This window comes from Bradyrhizobium elkanii WSM2783 (genome assembly GCF_000472865.1).
GTDB classification, from domain to species: Bacteria; Pseudomonadota; Alphaproteobacteria; order Rhizobiales; family Xanthobacteraceae; genus Bradyrhizobium; species Bradyrhizobium elkanii_A.
The window spans coordinates 57,088-77,470 of record NZ_AXAP01000001.1; the positions used below are offsets into that span (position 1 = coordinate 57,088).

Annotated in this window: 14 protein-coding genes; 4 read left to right on the plus strand and 10 right to left on the minus strand. The window is 63.5% G+C overall.

Annotated features, from left to right (window positions below; all coding sequences use genetic code 11):
• Positions 1–166: 166 nt before the first annotated feature.
• The 8 genes from YY7_RS50095 to YY7_RS60000 form a co-directional block, all read right to left on the minus strand.
• Complete coding sequence (locus YY7_RS50095; RefSeq protein WP_051396398.1) at positions 167–2,008, minus strand: complex I subunit 5 family protein; 1,842 nt, start codon at positions 2,006–2,008, stop codon at positions 167–169.
• Positions 2,008–2,349 carry an NADH-quinone oxidoreductase subunit K gene (locus YY7_RS0100300; protein WP_028161484.1) on the minus strand — a complete coding sequence of 114 codons (342 nt, stop codon included), beginning with the start codon at positions 2,347–2,349 and terminating at the stop codon, positions 2,008–2,010. The genes YY7_RS50095 and YY7_RS0100300 overlap by 1 nt, the downstream gene beginning before the upstream one ends.
• Positions 2,346–3,293, minus strand: coding sequence for an MnhB domain-containing protein (locus tag YY7_RS0100305; RefSeq protein ID WP_028161485.1), 948 nt, complete (start codon positions 3,291–3,293; stop codon positions 2,346–2,348). Before YY7_RS0100305 ends, YY7_RS0100300 begins: the two co-directional genes overlap by 4 nt.
• Positions 3,290–3,583, minus strand: a complete 294-nt coding sequence (locus YY7_RS0100310) for a monovalent cation/H(+) antiporter subunit G (RefSeq protein ID WP_028161486.1) — start codon at positions 3,581–3,583, stop codon at positions 3,290–3,292. Before YY7_RS0100310 ends, YY7_RS0100305 begins: the two co-directional genes overlap by 4 nt.
• Complete coding sequence (locus tag YY7_RS0100315; protein ID WP_028161487.1) at positions 3,580–3,870, minus strand: monovalent cation/H+ antiporter complex subunit F; 291 nt, start codon at positions 3,868–3,870, stop codon at positions 3,580–3,582. Before YY7_RS0100315 ends, YY7_RS0100310 begins: the two co-directional genes overlap by 4 nt.
• The gene (locus YY7_RS0100320; RefSeq protein ID WP_028161488.1) at positions 3,863–4,372 is read right to left on the minus strand and encodes a Na+/H+ antiporter subunit E; all 510 of its coding nucleotides are present in this window, start codon (positions 4,370–4,372) and stop codon (positions 3,863–3,865) included. Before YY7_RS0100320 ends, YY7_RS0100315 begins: the two co-directional genes overlap by 8 nt.
• A 38-nt stretch (positions 4,373–4,410) precedes the next feature.
• Positions 4,411–4,704 carry a DUF3551 domain-containing protein gene (locus tag YY7_RS59995; protein WP_155254970.1) on the minus strand — a complete coding sequence of 98 codons (294 nt, stop codon included), beginning with the start codon at positions 4,702–4,704 and terminating at the stop codon, positions 4,411–4,413.
• Positions 4,705–5,391: 687 nt separating this feature from the next.
• Positions 5,392–6,078, minus strand: coding sequence for a response regulator transcription factor (locus YY7_RS60000; protein ID WP_028161490.1), 687 nt, complete (start codon positions 6,076–6,078; stop codon positions 5,392–5,394).
• Positions 6,079–6,240: 162 nt separating this feature from the next.
• Here YY7_RS60000 and YY7_RS0100335 point away from each other — a divergent pair, with 162 nt between their 5' ends.
• The 3 genes from YY7_RS0100335 to YY7_RS62875 all read left to right on the plus strand — a co-directional run bounded on the left by YY7_RS0100335 (position 6,241) and on the right by YY7_RS62875 (position 14,862).
• The gene (locus YY7_RS0100335) at positions 6,241–8,304 is read left to right on the plus strand and encodes a sensor histidine kinase (protein WP_028161491.1); all 2,064 of its coding nucleotides are present in this window, start codon (positions 6,241–6,243) and stop codon (positions 8,302–8,304) included.
• 373 nt (positions 8,305–8,677) lie between these two features.
• On the plus strand, positions 8,678–12,277 hold the full coding sequence (locus YY7_RS62870; RefSeq protein ID WP_245287134.1) for a hypothetical protein: 3,600 nt from the start codon (positions 8,678–8,680) through the stop codon (positions 12,275–12,277).
• 1,748 nt (positions 12,278–14,025) lie between these two features.
• Complete coding sequence (locus tag YY7_RS62875; protein ID WP_245287157.1) at positions 14,026–14,862, plus strand: autotransporter outer membrane beta-barrel domain-containing protein; 837 nt, start codon at positions 14,026–14,028, stop codon at positions 14,860–14,862.
• 379 nt (positions 14,863–15,241) lie between these two features.
• On the opposite strand, the gene YY7_RS0100350 is transcribed toward YY7_RS62875, so the two are convergent.
• The gene (locus tag YY7_RS0100350) at positions 15,242–16,555 is read right to left on the minus strand and encodes an acyltransferase family protein (protein ID WP_196237192.1); all 1,314 of its coding nucleotides are present in this window, start codon (positions 16,553–16,555) and stop codon (positions 15,242–15,244) included.
• Positions 16,556–17,058: 503 nt separating this feature from the next.
• Between YY7_RS0100350 and YY7_RS50100 the strand changes: the two genes are divergently transcribed.
• Entirely contained in the window at positions 17,059–18,762 is a 1,704-nt protein-coding gene (locus YY7_RS50100) for a long-chain-fatty-acid--CoA ligase (RefSeq protein ID WP_051396400.1), read from the plus strand.
• Positions 18,763–19,058: 296 nt separating this feature from the next.
• Here the strand turns inward: YY7_RS50100 and gap are convergent, their stop codons facing one another.
• Complete coding sequence (gene gap, locus YY7_RS0100360) at positions 19,059–20,066, minus strand: type I glyceraldehyde-3-phosphate dehydrogenase (protein WP_028161495.1); 1,008 nt, start codon at positions 20,064–20,066, stop codon at positions 19,059–19,061.
• Between the last annotated feature and the right edge of the window lie 317 nt (positions 20,067–20,383).

Below are 20,383 nucleotides of genomic sequence, written 5' to 3' on the forward strand. Positions count from 1 at the left end.
AACGGCGAGGCATAGCCGATCAGAACGGCCTTGTGCGGTTGTCGGCCTCAACAGGCCGACAAGCATGGTTCCGGAGGCATTGCTCGAGGGGAGTCAAGGCGGTCGAAACGCATCGTGTGTCGGCAATGCGCGAGCTCCGGATGTCGTCGACGGCTGAACTGGTCCGCTACGCAAAGAGCTGGTGGCGCCCTGACGCTGGCCGCGCTTGCATTCGCATCACGAGCCCATCAGCATTGCAGCCGCCGAACAGCAGCACCAGCACAAGGAGGGTCACGCCTGCCACAGGCCATTGGCGGAGAAAACCATCACTCCTTTCAATGAGGTCGCCCAGGGCGAGGCCGATGCGTCGGATTGGGTCGACTACCGCGAGAGGAGGCTTCCAGGAGGTTATATGTGCAGGCGGAGGCCCCCAGCGACCCAGCAAAGTCGCGACCACCGTGCCTCCCAGGATGGGTAACAGCACCTTGGACAGCGTCTTGGATACCGCCTCGGGGCCAAGCCGGTAAGATGGGATGCCTTGCGCGATCGGTAGATACGCCTCCCAAGGCAGAAGGCCGAGCAACAGCGAGCATAGCGCCAGCGCGAGCGCTGCCGTCTCCTGAATGCGCAGTGCGGGGCGATCCGAAGCGATCGGCGCCTTTGCGGGTGCGAGCACGTGTGCCAGCACCAGCAGAACATATGCGGCGGTGAAAATTCCGCCTGCCTGGAGCACGACCGCCCACCACCACTGCCCTTTCTCTGCTGCGGCCTGGAGCAACAGCTCCTTCGCCAGATATGCGCCGCTCGGTTGTATGCCCATCAATGCAACGCCGCCCAGCGCGAAGGCCAGGACCGCGATGGGCAGCGCCCGCCAGACACCGCCGAGTCCTGCGATGCGATCCTGACCCAGGACTGCGTAGATCGACCCGGCCGCCAGGAACATCGCTGCTTTTGCGGTGGCGTGAGAGACTGCCTGCAGCAAACCGCCCGCCAAGGCTCCGCCACTCTCGAGCTGTCCCGAAGCACTGAGCGCGAGCGGAAACATCAGAAACAGATACCCGATTTGGGCCAGCGTCGAATAAGCAATCACAAGCTTGAGTCGTTCTTGTCGAAGAGCGACAACGCTACCGAACACGATCGCTGCCCCGCCAAGCGCCGCGAGCAGCTGCGTGGCGGCGAAGCCAGGCAGTCCGGGCATGACCTGGAACCAGAGCCGCACCAGGATGAAGAAAGATCCCTTCACAACAAGGCCGGACAGGATTGCGCTGGCGGCAGCCGGCGCGCCGGCGTGGGCAGGCGGCAGCCAGAGATACAGTGGGAAGAGCGCGGTCTTGGCCAGAAGACCTGTCGTCATCAATGCCGCAGCGACGAGCGTAGCAGGCTGCGCGCGAACCCGGTGCGACAGCAGCACGATATCAAGGGTGCCGTAAAGACCATAGAAGAGTGTCGTGCCGAGCAAATAGAGGACCGAACCGGTCAGCGCGAACAGCAGATATCGCAGCGCAGCCTGAAGCGTCTCCGCGCGGCCATCCAGGGATACCAGCGGAACGGCGGCGAATGTTACCAGTTCCAGAGCGACATAGAGAGTGAAGAGGTCTCCGCCCAGGAAGACTATATTGAGCGCTGCCCAGATGCCCAGGAGCAATATCCAGAACGCGAAGGGCGCGCGGGACTCCGCAGCGGCGGGACGAAAATCGGCGCCGGCAAAAACACCAACCGCAGAGATCACGACCGCCGCTACCATCATCATCACTGCCGACAATCCGTCCGCGCGCAAGGCCACGCCGAGCGGGGGCGCCCAGGCGCCGAGCAGATAGACAAGCGGGCCGTCGCTCTGCTGCAGGGCCACGAGGATCGCCGCGGCTATCGCGAGCCCGAACAGGATGGTTGCGAACGCGAGCCGCTCGATGTGCCGGCCACCGACAACGAAGGCGAGCAGGACGCCTGCCACGGGGACGATGATCGACAGCACCAGCAGGAACCCGCGCGTCGTCGTCACCGCGTCCAGAACTGTGGCGGGATACGACATCAGTCACCGGATTGATTGATGCTCGCGCTCGCCGGCGCGTCATCGCGCAACGTAGCCGAACCGGCGGTCTGAAAGAGCCGCAGCAACAACGCGACGGCCAAAGCCGTTGCGGAAAACGCGACGACGATACCGGTGATGACCAAGGCCTGCGGCACCGGATCATTGCCAAAACCCGCTGCCGCGCCCCGTCGGCCGACGACGCCGAGCAGGAGAAATACGCCGCTACCCATCAGATTGAAGGCGACGATCTTGCGAAGCGGCTGCGGATTCGTGATGAGGCCGTAGAGTCCGAACCCTACAGCAGCCGCGGCGTACAGGCCAAATATCGTCGTGTCGGTCATCGCTGGGGGCTCCGTTCCGGCGCACCGGCGACCAGCAGGCCGAGCGTGACCGCAATCGTCAGGACCATGGCGACCTCGATACCGAGAATTAGCGGCTTGGCGTTCGTCGGCGGATAGGCAAGGAATGCCAGACCAAAACAGACCCCACCGAGACCGACGGCAAGGAACACGCCAGGACCGGCGATCAGGACGAGCCGTAGCCATCGGCCGCTTGCGGGAGGTGTGTCCGTCAATCCGGCCATGATGACGAGCAGCCACATGGCCGCGAGCATCGAGCCGCCCTGAAAGGCTCCGCCGGGGTGGTCCGCTCCCGTCCAGAACATGTAGATGCCCACGACGATGCCGACCGGTGGTAACAAGCGCGCCAGAAAGGCGAAGACGCCGTGCGGATCGGCTTGGTGCCGCGGCCCCGGGCGCCCTCCCCAGGCCTGGTCGGATGCAAGCGACCAAACACCCACGATCGCCAGCAAAAGCACGACTTTCTCGAGCATGGTGTCCATGGCGCGAAAGGCCATGAGGACATTGGTGACCGGATTGGCCAGGCCTGTCGCCGAGGCATTTGCGATGGCCGCCGGAGCGAGCGTCGGTGCGGGATCAGGCAGGAGCAGGACCGCGGCCGAGAGCGCCGCCGCGACCATCACGGAGGCTCCCGCCGCGCCGAGACGCACGATCTTGCCCGGCGTTTCCGCCGCCGCCGCCGGCTCGCTGGCTCGCAGACGTGCAGCCGCACCTAGTAGCAGCACGCCTCCCAATCCTCCGCCGATTGCGGCCTCGGTCAACGCAACATCGACAGCGTCCAGACGCACCCAAATGAGCGGGACCAACAGCCCGTAAGCGACATAGCCCACGGTTGCCGCAAAGGTCTCGCGCGCCGCTATCGTCCAGGCCCCCAAGCCCAGCACCACTGCGCCGAGCACCATCTCTAGGATGGTCGCTACGGTCATCTCGCAGGTCCACCTTGGCGTGCGGCGCGCGCAATCAGCTGAGAGACCGTCGCGCCCGCCAGCAACACAAGCAGCCAAATGCCGACCAGCTTCAACCCGTGGCGCACGCTGCCCGCTTGTGGGAGCAGCCCGAGCACAACGAGACCCAGGCCGAGGTTGTCTGCCTTGGTCAGCGCATGCAGCCGCGTCAGGGTATCGGGAAAGCGAAGAAGGCCGACGGTGCCTGCAAGAAAAAAGAACGCGCCCGCCGATACGGCGGCGATAGTCAGAATATCCAGTGCGAAGCTCATCTATCCTCCGTCGAGCTGGCCTCATCAGCGTCCAGATGGGGAAGTCCCTTTTTGACAAACGCGATGGAAGCGAAGGTGGCGAGAAGGGCGACAGTCAATGCGACGTCGGCAGCCGCAGGTACGCCCGTCACGGCCCCGAGCAGGAGCAGCGCCGCGATACCTCCGGTCCCGATCAGCTGCGCCGCCATCATGCGGTCTGCGTCTCCCGGACCGCGTAGGATGGGCACCAAGCCAAGCGCCAGCATCGCTAGAATGAAGCCGAGCGCAGCGGTCAGGAACTCAGTCATTGGTAAGCGCTCGGGACAATGCCGCTTCCCCTGCCGTAAGCTGTGCTACAACCGGCTGTCCGACATCGAGACAGTGGTAGACGAGCTGTCCTTTCTCGGTTCCAGTCGGCAGCGTGCCTGGCAGCAGGCTGGTGAGCGTGGTGAACAGATTACGACCGGCACCGCGCGGAAGACCGATTGGGTAGGCCACGAACCCAGGTTGCAGGGGCAGCTGAGGATCGAGCGCGCGCCGTGCGACATCCGCACCGGCCACGACGGACTCGTACAGGAAGGGCAACGCCAGTTGTGCGATGGCACGAGCTAAGCCGCGCGAGGCCCGTGGCGCCAGTAAGCGCAGGCTCGTCCAGGTCGCTGCGGCGACGGCTCCGGCCGCGGCAGGAAAGTCCCAGGCGTCAGCCCCAGCAAGCACGAGCCAGATGCAGAGGAACAATGCCGCTCGCGAAGCGGCACTCGACCACAATCCCCTGTAGGTCGCTTCTGCTTCGTTTCCGGGAACGCTCATAAGCGCATCTCCCGCTCCGAAGGCCTCCTCTCAAACACCTATCGGGATTGGAATCCCTCGATCAGGATCGGCTGGCATCGTTGGCGGCGCGGCGTTGTGAGGAGGTCGATTGCGTACTGTCTCCTAGCGCTCGATGGCCGGTGAACGCAAGTGCCTCCTCCGCCGGCGGATGCGCGGCATTGTTGTTCGGTGGCATACGCGCAACGGAGGCTTCCTCTCATTTTGGCGCACCAGTCGCGTCCCCCCGGGGTATTCCCCGGCGTGACCAGGCCCATCATGCTCAACGTGAGTGCGATGGTACTTGCCGCCAACATCAACTTTCGCATCCTCATTCAGATGAGCCGGTCGGACTTCGTCTTTGAGATCTGGACAATGCACTTTGCCACGGTCGGCGGCGCCTTGTCGTTACACTGCTGTTCAGTCTGGAAACGCGGGCGAGAAACTGGCCGGCCTGACCATCATGGCAAGTGCGCGTCCTCAAGCGCCTGCTCGACGAACGGGCGGGAAAGCCTTCTCCACTGCATGGGTTAGGGCCCGGTTTTTCGCGGCCATTTCAGCCAGTGGTCGCCGCCCCGTGGTCCGTGGCCGAGAATGATTCCATTTTTCCGAACACGTGTGACCAATGCTCTACGGAATTTCCGCAGCGAATGAAATATGGAGCCGCGTTGGAAAAAGGTCGCCATCGAAGATGCCGCGGTGCATCGCGTGTTGCAGAGGTGAACAATCTCCTCATACCGCCCACCGCGAACCGCACATTGTAGCAAAGGTGACCGCGATGATGGCCGCGTCAGCATAACTGTTCACGGCGCGGTCACCTGCTCGCCCTAACCTGGCTTCGACTTCTCAGTCGGATCCGCTGATCGCTTTGGTGCGACTGGCCGCTGCGCAGATTCAGATGTGAGATCCGGCTCTTGACCGCCTTATGGGCGACGAAGTCGACCCGGAAGTCAGGCATTCTCGGAAAGCGCATCTACCCACGGCGGATCGGACACGTGGGCTTTTGAACAGATCGGGCCTGCTCAGGTCCTGACGAGCGGAGCGGAGAAGCGAATCCCGACCGCATGAATGACGAGCAACGGCAGCTCGATGCTGCAATCCTGCGCCTTTTGCCGTAAACGGCGCAGGACGGCGTCGAGGCTTCGGCTTTCCACGTCCATCTCGCCGTAGCCGAGGTGCTTGGCAAGCCCGGCCCGGGCGACCGTCGCGCCCTCGGCCTGTGCGAGATATTCCAGCAGCAGCAACTCGCGTCCCGAGAGCTGCAATGACACGCCTCCGGGGGCGACGAGAAGACGGCGCTGCGTTTCGATCTGCCAAACCGCCGGCTGCCGCGCATCGATGCGCTCGGCTTTTGTAACTGCGGCAGTGTGGACGCGGCGAGCAAGATTTCTGACGGCGAACAGAAGCTCTTCACCATCGACCGGCTTGGTCAGATAAAGGTCAGCACCCTCTGCGTAGCCTCGGATGCGGTCGTCGCGGCCGGTCCGGGCCGTCAGCATGATGATGCCTGGGCGCCTTTCAGCCGAGAGATCGCGCGCAAGCTCGAAGCCGCTCGCATCGGGGAGGTTGACATCGAGAATGGCGATGTCGAACACGTCCGTCCGCAACGCCTTGTAAAATGAGATGGCCGAGGACAGGTCGGTCACAGTGATCCCGCTGAGCCGCAGGTATTCTGCCAAGCCCTGCCGCAGATCATGATCGTCCTCCACGAGAACGACGTGAATCGGCTGACCATCGGACTTGGGCTGGTGAGCGGTTTGTCGGGGCAGGGAGCTTGTCGTCATAGACTGCAACGAATCAGGTCAATCGTCTCGAATCATCGCATATACACAGCAGCGCCGAGTGGACAACGCCTGAGGGGATGGTTGCCGATGATCGATCGCCCGAAGGGATGCGCCAGCCTTGGCGACCTCCTTGCTATCCTGGTTTGTCTCTTCGCCCTCTGCGTCTTCGCGCGCGAGGGCGATGCGCGGGAACTGCAGCCGACGGCCATCGTCGGGCCGAGCGGCGAGTTGCCGCTGGACGGATACATGGAATTGTTCGTCGATCCGTCGCGGACCCTGGACCTGGGGGACGTGCTGAGGGCGAGCGCGCAGTTTCTCCCTATTTCAGGCCACGGCATCAATCTCGGCTATACGACGGATGCAGCGTGGCTCAGGATTCGCGTGGGAGCGGGGGAGTGGCAACGTGTCCTCCTGTCGCTGACTCCGAATTTCGTCGATCTGGTCGACGTCTATGTCGCAGCCGACCGTCCCGGCCTCGCTGCCGACGATTTCAAGCACTACGCCACCGGCGATCATCGTCCTTTCTCGGCGGACGATACGCTCTCCGGGCTCGACAACGTGGTTCCGCTGCAATTGCAGCCGGATACCGCGATGCTCGTTTATATCCGGCTGGCCAGCGTCAATTCGTCGCTCAATCTCTCGGCGGTGCTCTACTCTCCCACGGTCCATACGTTCCGTGTGACTATCCAAGGTCTCGTCGCCGGCGCCTGGTTCGGCGGCATGGCCGTCCTGCTGATCATCCAGCTCGTCTTCTTTCATTTCGACCGCAAGCCGTCCTATCCGCTGCTCGCCTTCAGCATCCTCGGCGCGACGCTGGTCTATGTCGGCAATCTCGGTCTGTCCCGCATGCTGCTGTTTCCGAACGGCGGCTACGGCAACGACTACTTCACTGGAGCTGCGGCCTGGCTCGGGCTGCTGGCCAGCTCGCTCGCCACCGCCAGCATTCTCGAATTGCCCCAACGCCTTCCCTGGATGAACCGGATATTTCTCGCCGGAGCCGGCGTGGGTTTTATCGGGATCGTCTTCGTCGGCTTCAACGCCAACCTCGTCTTCGCGCCGTTTGGCGGCGTCGTCATTTTGATCTTGGTGACGCTCGCCCTGGTGCTCGCGTTGTTCTGTGCCAACGAGAATGGCGTCGACACGCGGCTGCGCGCCGCAGCCTACTGGGTTCTCTGGTTTGGCGTGGCGGGAACGGTGGTCCAGCGCGCCGGCTTCGTGGAGCTGCCAGACTGGGTTGCGCATACCTATGCGCTGCCGGTCCTCCTGCAAATGGTGTTGCTGTCGGGAGCGGTGGCGGTGCGCCTGCGCTCCGCGGAAGCCATGAACGCCGCCATGAGCACCGAGATGCTGCTCGCCGCGCAGGCCGCGGAACGCCGCGCCGTCGCCATGGTCGAGGAGAAGACCCGGGAGCTCGCCGCAGCCAAGAAGATCGCCGAGGACGCCCTGCGCGCCGAATTGCAGTCGCAAGAGCAACAGGTACGGTTCATGGAGGTGATCTCGCATCAGTATCGCACGCCGCTCGCCACGATCCGCTCCAATATCGACGGCATCGGCCTCAGCTTGCCCGTGGAGGACCAAGCCAATCACGACCGCCTCAAACGCGTACGCCGCGGCATCGTACGGCTCATCGAAACGCTCGAGGTGAACCTGACGCGCAGCCGTTTGCAGGGGCCGTCCTTCTCACCGCAACTGGTTCGGACGTCCTTGCAGGAGGTCGTCTTGGCCAGCGCAGCTCGCGCCAACGACCTGCTTCAAGCCGACATTCTGACGGATGCTGCCCCACGAGCGGCGCATGCATCGATTATGGCCGATCCCGAGATGCTCGGCATCGCCATCATCAATCTCCTCGAGAACGCGGTGAAATTCTCTATCCACATGAAGGGGGATCCTGTGATCCTCTCATGCTCGATCGCGGGAGATAGCGGCGTGATCGCTGTCACCGACAAGGGCATTGGCATCCCGCCCGACGAGATCGTCGGAATCATGCGCCGATCGGTGCGCGGCTCCAATGCTCGACATGTCGAGGGCACGGGCATCGGCCTATCGCTCGTCTCCCGCATCGCGGGCGCCCACGGTGGAACGATTGAGATCGACAGCAAGGTCGGTGTCGGCACCACGATCCGAATCATCGTGCCGCTGCCTTCGACCTGATTCGGCGCCGCGACGCCTCAGAAGCGGTTCGATGCAGCTCTCCTGATCACGCTGAACATGTGCCCTGTCGGTCACCCGTTGCAGAAGTTTCGTGGCGTTGCGACGAGGCAACAGGTTTCGTTCCAAGACGTTTCCGCATGTTTCAATGCGTTACAAATCGCTCCAACTCGCTTCTGTTGCACTCACGCCCGCAGCTTTAACCTCCTGCAAGCTCGCAGACAGCTTCTCGCCTGAGAGACGATCGAGCGCCGCGTTGGGGTTTCGTTCAACAACTCGGCTGTCCACCGCGTACGCGCCAGATGCAACGGACCTCTCCAAGCAGCGGCGCGAAGGTTTCGTACACCCTATTGGTTTCGCGACCGCGGAGATGATCTTGCAGACGATCGCCTATCGGCACAATTTTTGTCATCGGCCCCTCGTTTCCGGGCATCGCTTGAGTCTCAGCGCCGGCGTCAGCTCGCTGGCGCTCATTCTGGCGCTGCAGCCTGCAGGGGCGCAGACTTATTATCCCGGACAGCGCAACAGCCTGTTCGTCATCCCCGCGCCGGTGAACGGTCGTGCCGCCTATACGGAAGGCTTCATTTGGGAGACATTGTACCAGGCGACCTCCGGTCAGGCGGGGCCGTCTCTCAACATCATCAATAATTCCTGGATTCTCAACAAAGATCCAACCCAGGTTATCTGGCGGCAGGCGATCGCACCCTCGGTGGTGATCGGCTCCGAGGGCGGCAAAGGCGGTGACGGCCTGAAGCGGGATGCGGAGGCCGCGGCCGGCGGAGCCGGTGGCAACGTTACGGTCGTCCACAATGCGAGCATGGCGCTCAGCACGGCGGAGGCGACCATGCTGACGTCCCTGGTGTCGATCTACTCCCGGGGCGGTAAGGGAGGCGCCGGCGTTGTCGGCGATCTCGACGGTCGGTCCGAGCTTTATGCCTCGGCCGGTGGGGGCGGGGCGGGTGGCGACGTCACGGCGACCGTCCAGAAGGGTATCGACACCCAGGGGGACTATGTCGGAGCGCTTCATGTGATGTCCCGCGGGGGCAATGGCGGTGATCACGGCCGGATTGACGAGGACGAGCCGCAGACGCCCCGTGCTGGCACTGGCGGATACAGCGGTCTCGTTTCGGTGACGCTCGGCAAAGACGCCAAACTCACTACGACCGGCAAGGCCGCAGCGGCGATCGTGGTGGAGTCGATCGGGGGCGACGGCTCCAATTCGGCCAATGCGCAGGACACCCGCGGCGGGGTCGCGGGCAACGCCTATGCAGGCTCTGACAGGAGATCGATTCTTTATAGCAATGCTGGCGCGGTCTCGACGGCGGGGGAATTTGCGCCCGGCGTGCTGCTGCAGAGCGTCGGCGGCGCCGGCGGGAAGGGCGGCATCGCGGCGGTGTCCGGACGCGGAACGCCGGGCGGCGCCGGTGGCCATGGCGGCAACATCATAGCGCTCCAGACCGGCAGGATCGACACCAAAGGGGCCTACAGCTACGGCATCGTGGCGCAGTCGGTCGGCGGTGCCGGTGGTGCAGGAGGTAACGGTCTGGCATCGGGCGGGGCAGGCGGGGCGGCGGGCAGCGGCGGTAGCATCGACCTCACCGTCGCCGACCAGATCCGCACGGCCGGCAAAGGCGCTACCGCGGTCGTGGCGCAATCGGTCGGCGGCGGCAAAGCCGTTCAGGCCTTCCAGTCCGATCTTCTGGCACCGCCGGTCGGTGGAGGCGGTGCGGGCGGGTCGGGTCTATTCCTCTGGCTCAGCAGCGGTGGCGTCGGCGGAACGGGCGGCGATGGCGGCGCAGTGACGGTCAACAACAACGGCGATCTGTGGACCGATGGCGCAGGCGCAGCCGGCATCCTGGCGCAGAGCATCGGCGGAGGCGGTGGAGGTGGTGGCGAGGCCACGGCCTTCGGCCTTGGCTTCGGCGTCTCACGGGGCGGCAGCGGTGGCGGCGGCGGTAATGGCGGCACCGTCACGGTCAACAGCCGTCGGGGCAGCATCGGCTATTTCCTGGGCGGCATTCATACCCGTGGTGCCGATGCTGCCGGCATCATCGCGGAATCCATCGGCGGCGGGGGCGGCTCGGGCGGCGAAGCCGTCACCGTCGTGGGCGGCACCTTGGTCACGTCCGCGACGGCTCTCGGCGGTTCGGGCGGCGATGGCGGCTCCGGCGGCACGGTTCTCATCGACAGCGGCTGGGCCGTTTCCACCTCGGGAGTACGCTCCCATGGCATTGAGTCGATGAGCATTGGTGGCGGCGGAGGCGATGGCGGCGCCTCGTATGCGGCAGCCTATTCCAAGGCAGTCGAGAAGCGGCTGCCCAATATCGCGGTCGCGGTCGCGATCGGCGGCTCGGGTGGCAAGGGTGGCCAGGGCGGCGCCGTCACCGTGACCAATTCCGGGGCCGTGTCGACCAGTGGCAATGATGCGTTCGGCATCATGGGCATGAGCATTGGTGGTGGTGGCGGCGACGGCGGCATTTCCGACGTCAGCGCCACGGCGAGCGGGTCCTCGGTTGTCGGCGTGGCCGTGGGCGTCGGCGTCGGTGGAACCGGGGGCGGCGGCGGTACTGGAGGAGCCGTAACCATCGTCAGTGGCAACAGAGTCACCACGTCCGGAGATCAGTCCATCGGCATTGTCGGCTACAGCATTGGCGGTGGCGGCGGTGCCGGCGGCAGCGCCGACGTGACCGGCACCACGTCCGGTAAGGGTTTCTCGGTCGCGGTGAACGTTGCCGTCGGTGGGAAGGGCGGCAGCGGCAATACCGGCGGCACCGTCAAGATCACCAATAATGGAACGATCGAGACCCAGGGCTATGCGGCGTCCGCGATCCATGCGCTCAGCGCCGGCGGGGGCGGAGGCTATGGCGGCGCCGGGATGGCCAGGTCCGCGGGGTCGGATTCGTCGCAGCCCAAACCCAGCGACTCAGCGCGCATCACCGCGGCGGTCAATGTGGGCGTCGGTGGCGCCGGTGGCAGCGGCTCGAATGGAGGACTCGTCGAGGTCACGAACAACACGGCGATCACGACCCGCGGGGTTGATGCCAGGGGCATCCTGGCCCAGAGCATCGGCGGCGGCGGCGGCGTAGGCGGCGCGGGCACGGCGCACAGTGCCAACAACGTGCAGGTCAACGTAGCGGTCGGTGCGACTGGCGGCGGCGCGAGCGACGGCGGCGACGTGGTCGTGAACAACGGCGGGACCGCGGCCACAGCTATCACCACCTACGGCAACGGCGCCTACGGCATCCAGGCGCAGTCGGTCGGCGGCGGTGGCGGCAGCGGCGGCTCGGCCTCTGCCGATGCGGGAGATTCCACGTTGGCTCTGCTTGGCAAGACGCTCGCCGCAAACGGCTTCAAGGCGCTCGCCCAGAAGGTACTGCCCAAATTCTCCGCCAAGCACGGTATCAAGCCGTCCTTCCCGATCTCCGTCGCCGGCAACGATACCGTGGGAGGTACGGGAGGTTCGGGCGGCAACGGCAAGTCCGTCACAGTCACCAACTGGGATGAGATTTCCACCAATGGCCAGGTGGCCACGGCGGTGTTCGCGCAGTCGATCGGCGGTGGCGGCGGCAATGGCGGCGCCTCCACGGTTGGTGGCGGTGCGCTCCTCGCGAACATGAAGATCGCCAGCGGCGGCAGCGGCGGCGTGGGCGGCGATGGCGGCGCCGTCACGGTGACCAATGGATTCACCGGCAAGATCAGCACAGGGGGGCCTCCTCGTACGGCATTTTTGCTCAATCCATCGGTGGCGGTGGCGGTCAGGCGACCGTCGGCGTGGACCGTTCGGGTTTCTCACTCGATCGGCCCGCGCTGTTGGCCGGCGGTAACGGGTCGCGTGGAAATGGCGGCGCGGTCAAGGTCACCAATGCAGGGAGCATCGTCACCGGCGGCGCGCAATCCGACGGCATTGTCGCCCAGTCCATCGGCGGCGGTGGCGGCCTCGTGGCGCTCAACTCCATGGATGCCTTCGAGGTTCTGAGCCTCAAGACTGCGCTGACCCAGGCCGAGAAAGATACACTGAAGCGTTATGGCCTGGACGTCGACCAAGCCATCAAGGAAGCCGAATCCGCGAAGGCTGCAGCCAAGCCGGGGACCGACACCCTCACCCTTCAACTTGGCGGCACGGGCGGTGCGAACGGCAACGCCGCCGCGGTGACAATCGAACATGCGGGATCCATCACGACGACTGGCGGCAATGCCTTCGGCATCCTCGCGCAGTCCATCGGTGGCGGCGGCGGTTTCATGTCAGACGGATCGGGGCCCGGCATCAACACGCTGAAAGTGTCCGGTCGCCTGGGCGGGTCCGCCAACAGCTTCGGGGACGGCTCCGAGGTTTATGTCAAACTCGGCGCGGGAAGCAGCATCCAGACGACGGGCGTGGGCTCTGTCGGCATCCTCGCGCAGAGCATTGGCGGTGGCGGCGGCTATACCGGTGCACTCAATTCGGTGGATGCGACCTATGCGAATCTCCTGGCGCAGAGGGATCCGTCATCCGGACGCGGCGGCGGCATCCTGGTTTCGATGGCGAACACTGCTGCCAGGATGTCGATCCAAACACAGGGCAAGAACGCGCATGGCGTCTTCGCGCAAAGCGTCGGCGGCGGTGGTGGCGCGGTCGGCACGGCCGAGGGGATCGTGTTGCCGACGCAGATCGGCGACACGACCAACCGCAACAAGGCAACCCGCGGCGGTGGTCTGATCGAGATCGACCTCAAGGGGTCGATCAGGACGACCGGCGAAAATTCGGTCAGCATCTACGCCCAGAGCGGCGCGCAGGGCGGCGCGGGGCGGGTCGTGGCCGGCACGGGTTCGGACATCAGAGTCAACTTCCAGGGCGTGCTCGCGGGTGGCTCCGGGACCGGTGCTGCGGTCCAGATCGATGGCGGCGGTGCCAATGCGATCGAGTTCCAGGCCGGGTCCGACGTCAGCGCCGGCTCGGGCGTGGCAGTGTTGGCCAGCCACGGCCAGGACCGGCTGGACAACTGGGGGTTGTTATCCGGCGACGTGAACCTTGCCGTCGGCAACACCGGAGAGGTCAACACATTCAACAACCGCCTTGGCGGCACCTATACCAGCTCCGCCCGTGGGATCGTAAATGTTGGAGCCGCAGGGACGTTCCGGAACGAGGGGACCTTCAATATCGGCGGCATCAATGCCATTGCCACCGCGAATGTCATTGGCACTTATGTACAGACCGAGGCCGGCTCGTTGCTGATGGATGTCAGCCGCACCCCTGCGGGGGCCAAAAACGATCTCGTACAGCTGACGGGCTCGCTTGGCGGCACCATCAAGGTGAACGTCGTGGACGGCCTCATGCCGGGCCGTTTCGCCGTGGCCGAGGTGAGCGGGACCACCAACAACCTCAAAGCGGCCGGGGCGCATGGCAACTTCAGCCCCTTTAACTGGTCTGTCCAACGCGAGGGAAGCCGGATCTTCATCGACCCCGCCGCGAATATCCGGGCCCCCCAGGGGGCGGATATGACCGCCAGCGAGGATGCCGCCATGGCCTATCTCCAGCGGGCCTGGGAGTCCGGCAGGATCTCGCAGTCCAATGCATCGCTGTTTGGAAAGCTGGCCAATGTCAGCTCAGTGGACGACTATACCCGCTCGATCGACAGCATTACACCTGAGGAGTCGCTTGGCGCGCTGTCCAACCAGACCCTGGGCGCCCTTACATCCATCAAGATGTCGCTCAGTTGTCCGATCTTCACCGGCGCGGGCACGATGATGCAGGAGACCGATTGCGGCTGGGCCCGTGTCACCGGCGCCTGGACCAGGCAGACCGAAAGTGCTGATGCGAGCGGCTATCACCAGAATGCCGAGACCTACCGCGTCGGCGCGCAGCGCGAGATCGCCGACGGCTGGTTTCTTGGCGCGACCGCCGGCCTGACGCAATCCGCTCTGTCTGACAGCGACAGGCTGTCGAGGACGAACGGCGTCGCTGGCGACGTTGCGGTCTCGCTGAAGCATCAGATCGGCCCATGGCTGCTCGCGATGTCCGGCCACATGGGTTACGGTACGTTCGAGACGCAACGGCTTCTCGACGTTGGACCGAGCGTCTGGCTCGCGAACGGCACCTCGGACATTTGGACGGCCGCCGCCCGCGTCCGCGCCAGCTACGAGCTGGCTTATTCCAACTGGTACATCAAGCCCTATACCGACCTCGACCTGCTCTACACTGCCATGCCGGGCTATAATGAGCACGGCATGGGGGGCATGGACCTTCATTTCTCGTCCGCACGCCAATGGAATGTGGCAGTGAGCCCATCGCTCGAAATCGGCGGCCGGCTGGACGTCGATCCGCAGGCTTGGCTGCGGCCCTATGCGTCGGTGGGTATGACTTTCTTCGCCAGGGACAGCATGGATATCGGCGTCACCTTCGGCAATGCGGCTGACGCGGGCTTCATCACCCAGGCGAAGCTTCCCGCAACGCTGGTCAATGTTACCGCGGGGCTGCAGATCTTCTCGACGAAGGGCTACGAGCTGCGCACGGAATACTCGGCCGGTTTCAGCAGGAACTATATTAGCCAGGAGGCCAGCCTTCGCCTCGCTGTACCGTTCTAGATTACGACACGGCGGGATTTGGACTCGATGCTGCCAACGTGAAGGGCCAAGCCTGATATCGGCAGGCCGCTGTGGCGTCGATCCGCGACTGCTTAATCAGCGGGTCCCAGGTTCGAGCCCTGGTGCGCCCACCATCGCGAGAAGGCGTCTTATTAATTTGCGGGAGCGGTCGCCGAGAACAAAGCGGATCTCGCGCGACGTTTTTGTGGTCGGACGCGCCACGGCCAAATTGCCGTGCGGCTTCTCGTTTTGTTTCTGTATCTTCACCCCATTCGATACAGCGCGCAGAACCGCTGGCACAGGCCGATCACGTGCTCGTCGTAGGACAGGATATTAGAGCGAGAAAAACGGACAATCTGTTCTGCGCGTTGCCGCAGGGTTAGATTACACTGCGCGACGCACCGATCCTGCTTGCGATAAGGCCGATGCCCATCAGCGCGAGCGCGAGACCCCACACGTTCAATCCAAGCCTCCCGTATCCACCAACTCCCTGCGCCGCAAGCAGCGCAAGGCCGGTGCCGGTCAGGAGGGCGCCGAGCACGTAGCGCCACGCGGGCGCCGGTGCGCCCGCAGTCGCGCGCGGCCGCTCAAAGCGTCCGAATGCTATAACAAGAGGAATAAGCGCCATCGCATTCGCTGCGAGCCACGGGAACCGCGACCACCACCACTCGGAGCTTCCCGGCTCAAGCCGTAGACCGAAGCCGCCGGCGAGATAGGCTGCGAGGATCACAAGGGTGGTGGCCGTCAGGTGCCAAATAAACAGCGTCATGATGTTGCCATTCATCGCCACGGTTGCCGTCCACGCTATGCGGCCAGCCAGCCAGCGGCGCGCGGGTACCTGCGCGGCAAGCAGCAACCCGCCCTGCATGATTGCGAGCGCTATCAGCGTGACCTTCGGCGGTGTCGTGGTGCTGACCGGATCGCCGGGGACGCCAATCATCGAGACAGGATAAGGCCCGATGTGTACCAGCAAAAGTAGCACGGCAAAGCCCAAAGCGGCGCCGACTAGCAGTGTCCTGAGCTCGGAAAATCGCTCGTCGAGCCACGCATAACCGAGCATGGAGATTGCACCCCAGACGAACAGATAGTTCGCGAAGCCAAGCCAGCGCAAACCGACGGCAAAGTACATGACATCGACAGCAACTGCAGCGGCTGTCAAAGCCCAGAACGATCCCATACCAAATCGGGCCCATGCAGCCTCCGTGGCCGGCACGAGCAGAACAATTCCGATGTACACCGCGAGGAACCAGATTGGTATGAACGCAGCCTGCGAGCCATAGCTGATCAGCTCCGGCCGCACGCCGCGGGCGTACTCAATTGCAACGATCGCCACCCAAACCGTGAGCAGTGGGAGGATTGGCCACACGAGACGCCGCAACCGGCCTTCAAGCCAGGCTGCATATGATTTGTCGTCCCGTCGCGCGGCACGCCAACTGATGCCGTTCGCGTATCCGCCGACCATGAAGAAGATCGGCATGACCTGCACGATCCATGTGAGCCAAGCGGTCCAAGGGACGACCGTCAGGATATGGGATGTCTTCAACGTGTCGGTTGCGTCGAAATAGGGCGCGGCGGCCAGCCAGTGCCCGACAATCACCACCAGCATCGACATAGCTCGCAGGAAGTCGACGTAGCGGTTTCGGGACGCGGGCGTCCGGTCAGCAAGCTCGGCAGCACGGGACCAAGCCGCCATGATCATTCTCCAACCTGCCGTCCAGCCTGTGTGACCAAGTCAACATGAGCAAGTCAACGGATTGGCGCTCGTGAGCATCCTCCGCGACCTTAGCTCGACCGAACCGGGTTGCAAATGCGGACAGGTCCGGAGCTCTCTCGACGTTTGCTGCTTGGATGCATAGTCCATCGCGGCTGCGGGACCGTAAGCCTGAAATCGCCGAATAAGCACTACGGTCAAATTGGTGGCATGGACCACTGATTGTGGGCCAATGCCGCCAATTTGAAGTTCCCTGCAGCATTTGCCGCAAGCTCGTTCAGGAACTTCAAATCAGAAAACGGCATTAGAATCATGAATTTGTTGACGCACGTTACTTCCGAGGTTCGTCTCAAAATTGTTGTCGTGTTTTACGAACTTCGGAAGTGAGGCACTGGCCGCACTTGCCGGCAGCCAATGGAAAGCCGACACTTCCAGAGCCCTGACCGGCCGGGGCGCAGTATCTAACGGCCGTCGGGAGGAGTGCCATGGAGCGCATCTGGCTCAAGCACTACCCGCCAGGGGTTTCGGCGGAGATCGACCCGTCGCGATACGCATCGCTCGTTGCGATGCTCGAAGAAAGTTTTGCCAAATATCGCGAGCGCACCGCCTTCATCTGCATGGATAAGGAGCTGACCTACGGTGAAACCGACGAGATGTCACGCGCTTTCGGGGCCTGGCTGCAGGCCAGAGGCCTGGCGAAGGGTGCTCGCGTCGCCATCATGATGCCGAACGTGCTGCAGTATCCGGTGGCGATCTGCGCCGTCCTTCGTGCCGGCTTCACCGTGGTGAACATCAACCCCTTGTACACGGCGCATGAGCTCGAGACTCAGCTCAAGGATGCCGGCGCCGAAACCATCATCGTGCTTGAGAACTTCGCGCATGCCCTGCAGCAGGCGATCGACAAGACCAGCATTAAACACGTTGTCGTTGCCTCCATGGGCGACCTCCTGGGCTTGATGAAAGGCACGATCGTCAATCTGGTGGTACGGTGGGTGAAGAAGATGGTGCCGGCCTACTCGCTGCCGGGCGCAACGCCGTTCAATGCGGCCCTCGCGGCCGGCAAGAACATGACGTTGACCAAGCCGCAGCTCGGATCCGACGATCTCGCATTCCTGCAATACACCGGCGGGACCACGGGCATCGCCAAAGGCGCGATGCTGTTGCATCGCAACGTAGTCGCCAACATGCTGCAGATCGACGAATGGCTGAAGCCGGTATTGGAGAACGAGCCGAAGGTCGATCGTCTGACCGTCATGGCGGCGCTGCCGCTCTATCACATCTTCGCGTTGACGGCATGTTTCCTGCTCAGCGTCCGTACCGGCGGCCAAAACATTCTCATCCCAAACCCGCGCGATATTCCCAGCCTCATTGAGGAGCTTGCCAAGTACAAGGTCAACCATTTTCCGGCGGTGAACACGCTTTACAACGCGCTGCTCAATCATCCGGATTTCGGCAAGATCGACTGGAGCATGCTCAAGTGCGCTGTCGGCGGCGGCATGGCGGTGCAGAAATCAGTGGCGGACCGTTGGTTCAGGACCACGGGCTCGCCGCTGTGGGAAGGTTATGGCCTGTCGGAGACGTCGCCGGTCTTGACCTGCAATCCGCCGACCGCTCCCGAATGGGACGGCACCATCGGGCTGCCGATGCCGTCAACGGACATCTCGATTCGCGACGACGACAACAACGAGGTGCCGCTTGGGGAGCCGGGCGAGATCTGCGCGCGCGGCCCGCAGGTGATGCCGGGCTACTGGAACCGTCCGGATGAGACAGCCAACGTCTTTGCTCCCGACGGCTTCTTCCTCACTGGCGATATCGGCATCATGGACGAGACCGGCCGGACTCGGATCGTCGATCGCAAGAAGGACATGATCACGGTGTCCGGGTTCAAGGTCTATCCGAGCGAGGTCGAGGCGGTGGTGTCGAGCCACCCGGGAGTGCTCGAATGCGGAGTGATCGGCGTCCCCGATCCGCGCTCCGGCGATGCGGTGAAGCTGTTCGTCGTCAAGAAGGATCCAAACCTCACCGAAGCGGCCCTGATCGCCTACTGCCGAACGCGGCTCACACCCTACAAGGTGCCGCGGCTGGTGGAGTTCAGGACCGAGCTGCCGAAGACCAATGTCGGCAAGATCTTGCGCCGGCAGTTGCGCGACGAGTCGGCAGGCTTCACTACCGTCGGCTTCTCTGGTTAACCTCCCGTTTGGCAGCGCCAGCTTCGATCCTGCGCCTGCAGGGGATTGCAGGTGCGTAGCGCGACGCGCAGCATCGGGCATTCCGCCGACAACAAATGGTTCACCCGGCTTGTGTTTGCTGCCGCCATCGTCGAGGCGGTGGAGAAACTCGACCTCACTTACCCGATGATCGATCCTGAGAAGAGAATGGAGTTGCAAACGATACGCGCGGCCCTGAGCCGCGAGAAATGGGGACAGTCCCATATCGAGCAATCTCGTCGGGCACCTTCGCTCCGCGATCCGCCCTCAGTCTCGGTTCAGATCAGCTTCCCCATCGCTACGGCGGTATCCGCCATGCGGCACGAGAATCCCCACTCGTTATCGTACCATGACATCACGCGTACCAGCGTGCCATCCATGACCTTCGTCTGATCCATGTGGAAGACGGAGCTGTGCGGATCGTGGTTGAAGTCGATGGAAACATTTGGATCGTTGGTATAGCCGAGAATCCCGTTGAGCTGCTGGTCGGCGGCGCGCTTGATCGCGGCGTTCACCTCGTCCTTCGATGTCGCCTTCTTGGCGACGAATTTGAAATCGACCACCGAGACATTCGGCACCGGGACACGAATGGCGACACCGTCGAGCTTGCCGTTCAGTTCCGGTAGCACGAGGCCGACCGCCTTTGCCGCGCCTGTTGATGTCGGGATCATCGACATCGCCGCCGCTCGCGCGCGGTACAAGTCTCTGTGCAATGTATCCAGCGTCGGCTGGTCGCCAGTATAGGCATGGATCGTTGTCATGAAGCCCCTTTCAATCCCGATCGCATCGTTGAGCACCTTGGCAACCGGCGCCAGACAGTTGGTCGTGCATGAGGCGGCGGAGACGATCTTGTGCTCCTTCGACAGCCCGTCGTGATTGACGCCGTAAACCACCGTGAGATCGGCGCCGTCGGCCGGCGCCGAGACAAGGACGGCCTTTGCACCTGCTTTGAGATGAGCGGAAGCTTTGCTTTTTGAGTTGAAGACGCCCGTGCATTCGAGCGCAATGTCAACGCCCAGGTCCTTCCATGGCAGGTCCGAGGGATCCTTGATCGCGGTGACCTTGACTTTGCCGTTGCCGACGCTGATGGCGTCGCCTTCGACCTTGACTTGCCCCGGGAAGCGGCCGTGCACGGAATCATATCGTAGAAGGTGCGCGTTGGTCTCCACGGGCCCGAGATCATTGACAGCGACCACCTCGATATCCTTGCGGCCCTCCTCGACGATGGCGCGGAGAATGTTACGGCCGATGCGGCCGAATCCGTTGATGGCGACGCGAACGGTCATTTTCGGCTCCCTTCTTGGCACTACGCTCCGACACTGTTTCCTGTCGGGATAGGGACGATACTAGTTTCGATGATTTCAAACAGTGGGCATTGTCGTGCGGACGGCCCTATGCGACTGCCTGCCTCCTTTTGATCCGGACACTTGGCCCCGGGGCATGATGGAACTCGCTTTAGGCGTGTCTGCTGGCCGTATGAGTTCTGACGCTTCAAGGTCGATTATCAGCGTGGCGCCCGTCTGCGGCTCTACTGTGGGCTATCCGAGATGGCCTGTATAATGGCATTTAATCGGGCTCGCGATTGATGGTTCCTTGCAGCGAA